Genomic DNA, 6,151 nt, shown 5'->3' with positions numbered 1-6,151 from the left:
TGATTTTTTCTCCTGGACCGAATCGCTTCAGTCCCTGTCACCGCGCTGCGTAACTCGCTTTGCCGTGTCAGTGGATGCGCATTATAGGGAGTTCCGTTCAGAGCGCAAGGGATTATTTAAACTTTTTTGCTGAGTGGTGATTATTAAATCATTCCGACTAAAAAGGCTGCATTTTGCCTCAGAAATAGGCGATCCTTACCGAGATTTCATATTCAAAAGGTTGAAATGTTATGCAGAACCCATTACGAAGCTTTAAGGCCTCTTCCCCAGCCGTTGGGAAAGAAGTATTCATTGATCCCTCTGCTGTCGTTATCGGCGATGTGATCCTTAAGGATCATTCAAGCATATGGCCACTCGTCGTAATTCGAGGCGACGTTAATCAGATCACTATCGGTACAAGAAGTAATGTACAAGATGGTGCTGTACTACACGTGACCCATCGCTCAGAGAGGAATCCACACGGCCACCCCTTAACCATCGGTGATGACGTCACTATCGGCCATAAAGTTATGCTACATGGTTGCCGGATCGGGAATAGAGTCTTAGTTGGGATGGGCAGCATCATTCTTGATGCTGCCGAAATTGAAGATGACGTATTAATTGGTGCCGGCACTCTTGTTCCGTCAAACAAAAAACTGGTCAGTGGCTATCTCTACATGGGTAATCCAGTAAGACAAATACGCCCATTAACAGGTGACGAAATAATAGGTCTAAAAAAATCAGCAGAAAATTATAAAAACTGGAAGCAAGATTATTTAGATAGCCAGTAATCGCCATCGCTATCGTCGAGCTCAGAGGTGATGGCCTTCTCGGCCATTTCTTCAATATCCCAGCGGTTTTGGTCGAAAAGGGCGAGTGGCTCCCCTTCGCCAAAATGGCCGCTTAACTCGGCAATACTGATAGCACAGGTCAATTTACGACCGTTGTCTAATGCCGAGAAAAAAACTGCCTGCCTTTCAGAATCGAAATACTCATCTTCTATAAATTGTATTGCTTGATTCATGCAGACATCTCATTTCGTAGCTGCACAATAACAGGATTGATATCAGGCATAGTGTCGTGCCATAGCGTGAAGGCATGTGCAGCTTGCCCCACTAACATACCGAGGCCGTCTGCCGTGCCTTTAACGTTGTGACTTATTGCCCAATCAATAAAAGGCGTATTGCCAACTTGGTAGAACATATCGTAACAACACGTGGTAGGTGTTAAGCAATTTTCACTCAATGCCGGGAGTTTTCCGCTCACTCCGCTAGAGGTCGCATTTATGATGAGATCGTAATCATGATGGTTATCGCTTTCATTATGTAGAGAGAGCAAACCTATCTTTTTAAATTCATCAATCATCGCTTCCGCTTTAGATTGCGTTCTATTACTTATCGAAAGCTGATAGCCAGCGTGCAAAAGAGGCTGAATTGCCCCTCTTGACGCGCCACCAGCCCCTAAAATAAGCACCTTAGCGTGCTCTTTTAAATTGAAGTGTCGATGGATATCGGAGACAAGACCAATACCATCAGTGTTATCACCCAGGATCTCGCCATTCTCGAGAAGTTTTAAGGTGTTTACTGCACCGGCACATTGCGCACGCTCTGTTAGGTGATCGGCAAGCGTAAAAGCTTCTTGCTTAAAGGGTAAGGTGACATTAGCACCCTTGCCTCCCTGTTCAAAAAATTGCTTTACCGACTTTTCGAACGCCCCCAATTCCACCAATAAGCTCCCGTAACGGTGAGGAATAGCGGTTTGTTTCGCAAACAGCTGATGAATAAAGGGTGACTTACTGTGAGAGATAGGATTCCCTATCACGATATATTCATATTTGTGCATTCCATTACCCCTCACGAATACGTTCGCCAGTTAAAGCATTTCTTATCTCAGAAGGATTCTCTCGCCCCCCTGTTGCAGCTTCAACCACGTCGAAATTCTCTCCGAACTGATCGATAACCTCACTCCAGACTCTGGCTGGAGGCTGACCGGATACATTGGCGCTGGTTGAAACCAATGGTTTACCGACAGATTCGCAAAGTTGTCGAGCAACGGGATGATCGGTGACTCGCACCGCAATGCTCTCAAATTTCCCAGTTATCCATTTAGGAGCACTAGGAGACGCTGGAACAACGAAAGTAACCGGACCGGGCCAATGGCCTAACATTCTTTTCTCTTGTAACTCACTTATTTCGTTAACGGCTATATAAGGACGTAATTGCTCATAAGAAGCCGCAATGAGAATAAGCCCCTTCTCCACCGGTCGCTGTTTAAGCTGTAATAATTTCTCAACGGCTTGTTGGTTATCAGGATCACAACCAAGACCAAATACAGCCTCGGTAGGATAAGCAATGACTCTTCCATCTTTCAGTGCATTGATACAGTGGGTTAATGATTCTTGATAAGTGATGTTAGACATTCGTTTACTCTTCAGAAATAGAACTAACTTCTATTTCACAGTTTTTATTGGCACAAAAGGTTTTTAACCCTTTTGCACTCTTCTTATTATAGAGCAGCTTAAAACCACAGTGGGCGCATACTCCATTAACAGGGGGATTGTTCAATGCATAGCGACATTTGGGATATTCTGAACAGGCATAAAACGTCTTACCGAAGCGCGACTGTCTTTTTACTAGGGTTCCATGCTGACATTCGGGGCACGGCACCTCTGTCGAATCCGCATGCGTGATTGCCTCAGAATAATCACAATGTGGATAGTCAGTACATCCAATAAACATTCCATAACGTCCCTGCCTTAACGCCTTATCGGCACCACACGCCGGGCAAGGGTGACCTTCGAGCACTTTGATGATATGCCCATCAGCAGAGGGAGTTAACGAACGAAGGTAATCACATTGGGGAAACGTTGAACAACCTAGAAATGGGCCATGTTGGCCCGAGCGTATGACGAGCTCTGCACCACACTGGGGGCAGAGCTCTTGTTGCGCTGCAGAAAATAATTCGACTTTAGACATGGATTCACAATTAACAGCGATTCTCAGTGGATCACTCTATCCGTTACGTCGAATAGTAGATCTTCCATCTGTTGGTAGGCGTTCTCGCACCCAGGAATATTGAAAAGAACCATCAATATCACCCATTTTAGATCATCCAATTCGAATGATTGGGTGTCGAGAGCAGTCACACGCTCGATAACCATTTCGCGTGTTTCAATGTTGAGGACTTGCATCTGTTCAAGCAGTAAAATGAAGCCCCGACATTCTGCATCTAATTTCATGCTTTCCTGTTCTGTATAAATACGAACAGAGAGTGGGTCGTTAAGCATTAATAATGGTTCGACTAATCCATCTTGATAATCTGCAAGCTTTTCTAACCAACTCAGAGCATTGTATATATCTTCTTGATGAAAACCTGCATCAGTTAAGTCATTGGTCAACTTATCCTGATCCACCTGCATTTCAATTTCACTGTGGATATATGTCTCAAACAAGTACATTAGAACGTCGAACATGGCTTGCCCTCCTTAATCGGACATAGCCGCCGGGTACAGCTGCGATCCATCCTGCTAACTCCAGCTCCAGTAATGCGACAACTGTTTCTGGCACAGGTTGGCCGGCACGTTCAGCGACAACGTCAACAGATGTTACCTCATCTCCTACGTTAGCCAAGAGAGAAGCAAATGGCAATGGTACTTTATCACTCTGCTCAAAATTTATTGATTTGAGCGGCGGATATAGCACAGATGGATGAGCTGAGTGTAAATCTTCAATGATATCGCCAGCCTCTCTAACCAGTAATCCTCCTTGTTGAATTAACCAATGGCACCCAGCTGAAGAGGGGCTATGCAACGAACCAGGGAGTGCGTAAACATTCCTGTTTTGCTCTAAAGCATACCGGGCAGTTATCAACGACCCACTACGCAGCGAGGCTTCAACAACTAGGGTTCCGGCACTCAGACCACTAATGATTCGGTTTCTTCTAGGGAAATTAACACCTATCGGTGGGACACCTAACGGAAATTCACTCACTACCAAGCCCCCTTTATCGATAATTTCTTTATAAAGAGAAATATTTTCAGGTGGGTAGATATGCCCTAACCCGCTTCCCAATACCGCAATCGTCTCCCCTGAGCTCGACGACGCTGCACGGTGAGCAATCGCATCAATCCCTACCGCGAGTCCGCTGGTGATAACGACATTGTGGCAAGCAATGTCGCTTGAAAGCTTTGCGGCCCAATACCTCCCATAGTATGAACAGTTACGACTTCCCACTATTGCTAATTGTACCTTACCCAACAGCTCTACATTTCCACTAGCAAAAAGGTATAAAGGGGGCGATGCACACTGTTTGAGGGATTCAGGATAATAAGGATGGTAGTAATGGATAAAATGCTGATCCTTATCAGTGATCCATCGTTGGGCACGCGTAATTTCTCTTGCCGAAAATCCGTTATATTGACTGATTTGTCGTTCAGTAAGCCGCAGTTGCCGAAGCGTATCTCTGCTTATCTGGGAATATTGTTGCAGAGCATCGAGTAGGTAAAGACGATCAGGATACTTAATATTCTTAATCGCTACGCATCGTAGCCAGGTTTCAATTTCCTCGAATTTCGTTTGCATTTTGACCACTCCGTTGGCTCATCAAGGCTGTCAATCATGCAGTGAAAGGGCTACAATAAGAGTGAATAATTAACCCTTTTTGAATAGAAATTTGGAAATTTATGTCAGTGTTACAAGTACTACATTATCCTGACGAGCGGCTTCGCAAAGTAGCTAAGCCTGTTGCTCAAATGACTAGCGATATCAAACAGATTGTCGACGATATGTTCGAGACGATGTATGCCGAAGAAGGTATTGGTCTTGCGGCCACACAGGTTGATATTCATCAGCGCATTATCGTGATTGATGTCTCCGAAGAGCGTAATGAGCGGCTAGTCTTGATCAACCCAGAGATCCTCAATAAATGTGGAGAAACGGGTATTGAGGAAGGTTGTCTGTCTATCCCTGAACAGCGTGCGTTGGTTCCGCGGGCAGAGAAAGTGACTATACGGGCACTCAATCGTGAAGGTGAGCAATTTGAGCTTGATGCTGACGGTTTACTTGCTATCTGTATTCAGCATGAAATAGACCATCTAGAGGGTAAACTCTTTATCGATTATCTCTCCCCCCTTAAGCGTCAACGTATTCGTCAGAAGCTTGAGAAACTCGCTCGCCAAAACCGCGGCTAATCCATTACTTTTTACGCAGAGAACGGTACAGTGTCAGACTCCTTGAAAATTATTTTTGCCGGAACGCCGGATTTTGCTGCAAAACATCTGGACGTTTTGCTCAATTCACCTTACCAAGTTGTTGGAGTCTTCACCCAGCCCGACCGCCCTGCAGGGCGCGGAAAAAAATTGATGCCGTCTCCCGTTAAAGTACTTGCCGAAGCCCATGGACTCCCAGTATTTCAGCCGGAAGCATTACGTAACGCTGAACAACAGCAGTTAGTGGCTGAGCTCAATGCGGACGTAATGGTTGTGGTGGCTTACGGACTTATTTTACCGGCTAAGGTATTAGAGATGCCTAGATTAGGCTGTTTAAATGTCCACGGCTCGTTGCTCCCCGCATGGCGAGGCGCAGCGCCTATCCAGCGCGCGTTATGGGCCGGTGACCAAGTGACTGGCGTCACTATTATGCAGATGGATGTCGGGTTAGATACTGGCGATATGCTGCTGAAAGTTTCTTGTCCTATCCTACCGGAAGATACCAGCGCATCGCTTTACGACAAACTTGCTGAATTAGGTCCTAACGCCCTTTTGGATAGTTTGCATCAGCTTTCACACAATACACTGGTACCTGAAAAACAGGACGATAGCCTTGCCACTTATGCTCACAAATTGAGTAAAGAGGAAGCTCGTGTGGATTGGAACCTACCGGCAACAACCTTAGAGCGGTGTATTAGGGCATTCAATCCATGGCCATTTAGCTATTTTGTGGTGAGTGAGCAGAATATCAAAGTTTGGCGTGCTTCGGTGATCCCTTCTGATGAGAAAAGTGTACCTGGAACTATTATTTCTGCGGAAAAATCAGGTATCCAAGTGGCGACCAGTGAAGGCATTCTCAATCTCGAAATAATGCAACCCGCAGGCAAAAAACCTATGTCAGCGCAGGATCTGCTTAATTCTCGACAAGAGTGGTTTACGCCTGGAACGGTTCTCAATTAGAAAGCC

9 protein-coding genes are annotated in these 6,151 nt (G+C 45.4%); 3 read left to right on the top strand and 6 right to left on the bottom strand.

Features of this window, described 5'->3' with window-relative positions; translation table 11 throughout:
- The first annotated feature begins 230 nt into the window (after positions 1-230).
- Positions 231-770: a gamma carbonic anhydrase family protein gene (locus BMX14_RS15755; protein ID WP_092678390.1), complete on the top strand. Its 540-nt coding sequence runs from the start codon at positions 231-233 to the stop codon at positions 768-770.
- On the opposite strand, the gene BMX14_RS15750 is transcribed toward BMX14_RS15755, so the two are convergent.
- The 6 genes from BMX14_RS15750 to dprA are packed head-to-tail and all read right to left on the bottom strand — an operon-like array spanning position 752 to position 4,559.
- Positions 752-1,003 (bottom strand): DUF1488 family protein, encoded by a 252-nt coding sequence (locus tag BMX14_RS15750; RefSeq protein WP_092678388.1) that lies wholly within the window; start codon positions 1,001-1,003, stop codon positions 752-754. The genes BMX14_RS15755 and BMX14_RS15750 overlap by 19 nt on opposite strands.
- Entirely contained in the window at positions 1,000-1,821 is an 822-nt protein-coding gene (aroE, locus tag BMX14_RS15745) for a shikimate dehydrogenase (RefSeq protein WP_092678386.1), read from the bottom strand. The genes BMX14_RS15750 and aroE overlap by 4 nt, the downstream gene beginning before the upstream one ends.
- 4 nt (positions 1,822-1,825) lie before the next feature.
- Positions 1,826-2,398 carry an L-threonylcarbamoyladenylate synthase gene (locus BMX14_RS15740; protein ID WP_092678384.1) on the bottom strand — a complete coding sequence of 191 codons (573 nt, stop codon included), beginning with the start codon at positions 2,396-2,398 and terminating at the stop codon, positions 1,826-1,828.
- Between the two features lie 4 nt (positions 2,399-2,402).
- Positions 2,403-2,954 carry a DNA topoisomerase family protein gene (locus BMX14_RS15735; RefSeq protein WP_092678382.1) on the bottom strand — a complete coding sequence of 184 codons (552 nt, stop codon included), beginning with the start codon at positions 2,952-2,954 and terminating at the stop codon, positions 2,403-2,405.
- 23 nt (positions 2,955-2,977) lie between these two features.
- On the bottom strand, positions 2,978-3,451 hold the full coding sequence (locus BMX14_RS15730) for a DUF494 family protein (protein WP_048912833.1): 474 nt from the start codon (positions 3,449-3,451) through the stop codon (positions 2,978-2,980).
- On the bottom strand, positions 3,423-4,559 hold the full coding sequence (gene dprA, locus BMX14_RS15725; protein ID WP_092678380.1) for a DNA-processing protein DprA: 1,137 nt from the start codon (positions 4,557-4,559) through the stop codon (positions 3,423-3,425). Before dprA ends, BMX14_RS15730 begins: the two co-directional genes overlap by 29 nt.
- A 101-nt stretch (positions 4,560-4,660) precedes the next feature.
- Between dprA and def the strand changes: the two genes are divergently transcribed.
- Both def and fmt read left to right on the top strand, forming a co-directional pair.
- Complete coding sequence (gene def, locus BMX14_RS15720; RefSeq protein WP_092678378.1) at positions 4,661-5,167, top strand: peptide deformylase; 507 nt, start codon at positions 4,661-4,663, stop codon at positions 5,165-5,167.
- A gap of 30 nt (positions 5,168-5,197) precedes the next feature.
- Positions 5,198-6,145, top strand: a complete 948-nt coding sequence (gene fmt / locus BMX14_RS15715; protein ID WP_092678376.1) for a methionyl-tRNA formyltransferase — start codon at positions 5,198-5,200, stop codon at positions 6,143-6,145.
- Positions 6,146-6,151 lie beyond the last annotated feature (6 nt).

Source organism: Rosenbergiella nectarea (genome assembly GCF_900111105.1).
GTDB lineage: Bacteria > Pseudomonadota > Gammaproteobacteria > Enterobacterales > Enterobacteriaceae > Rosenbergiella > Rosenbergiella nectarea.
The sequence above is the reverse complement of the archived record's forward strand: the minus strand, read 5'-3'. Positions and strand labels throughout refer to the sequence as shown.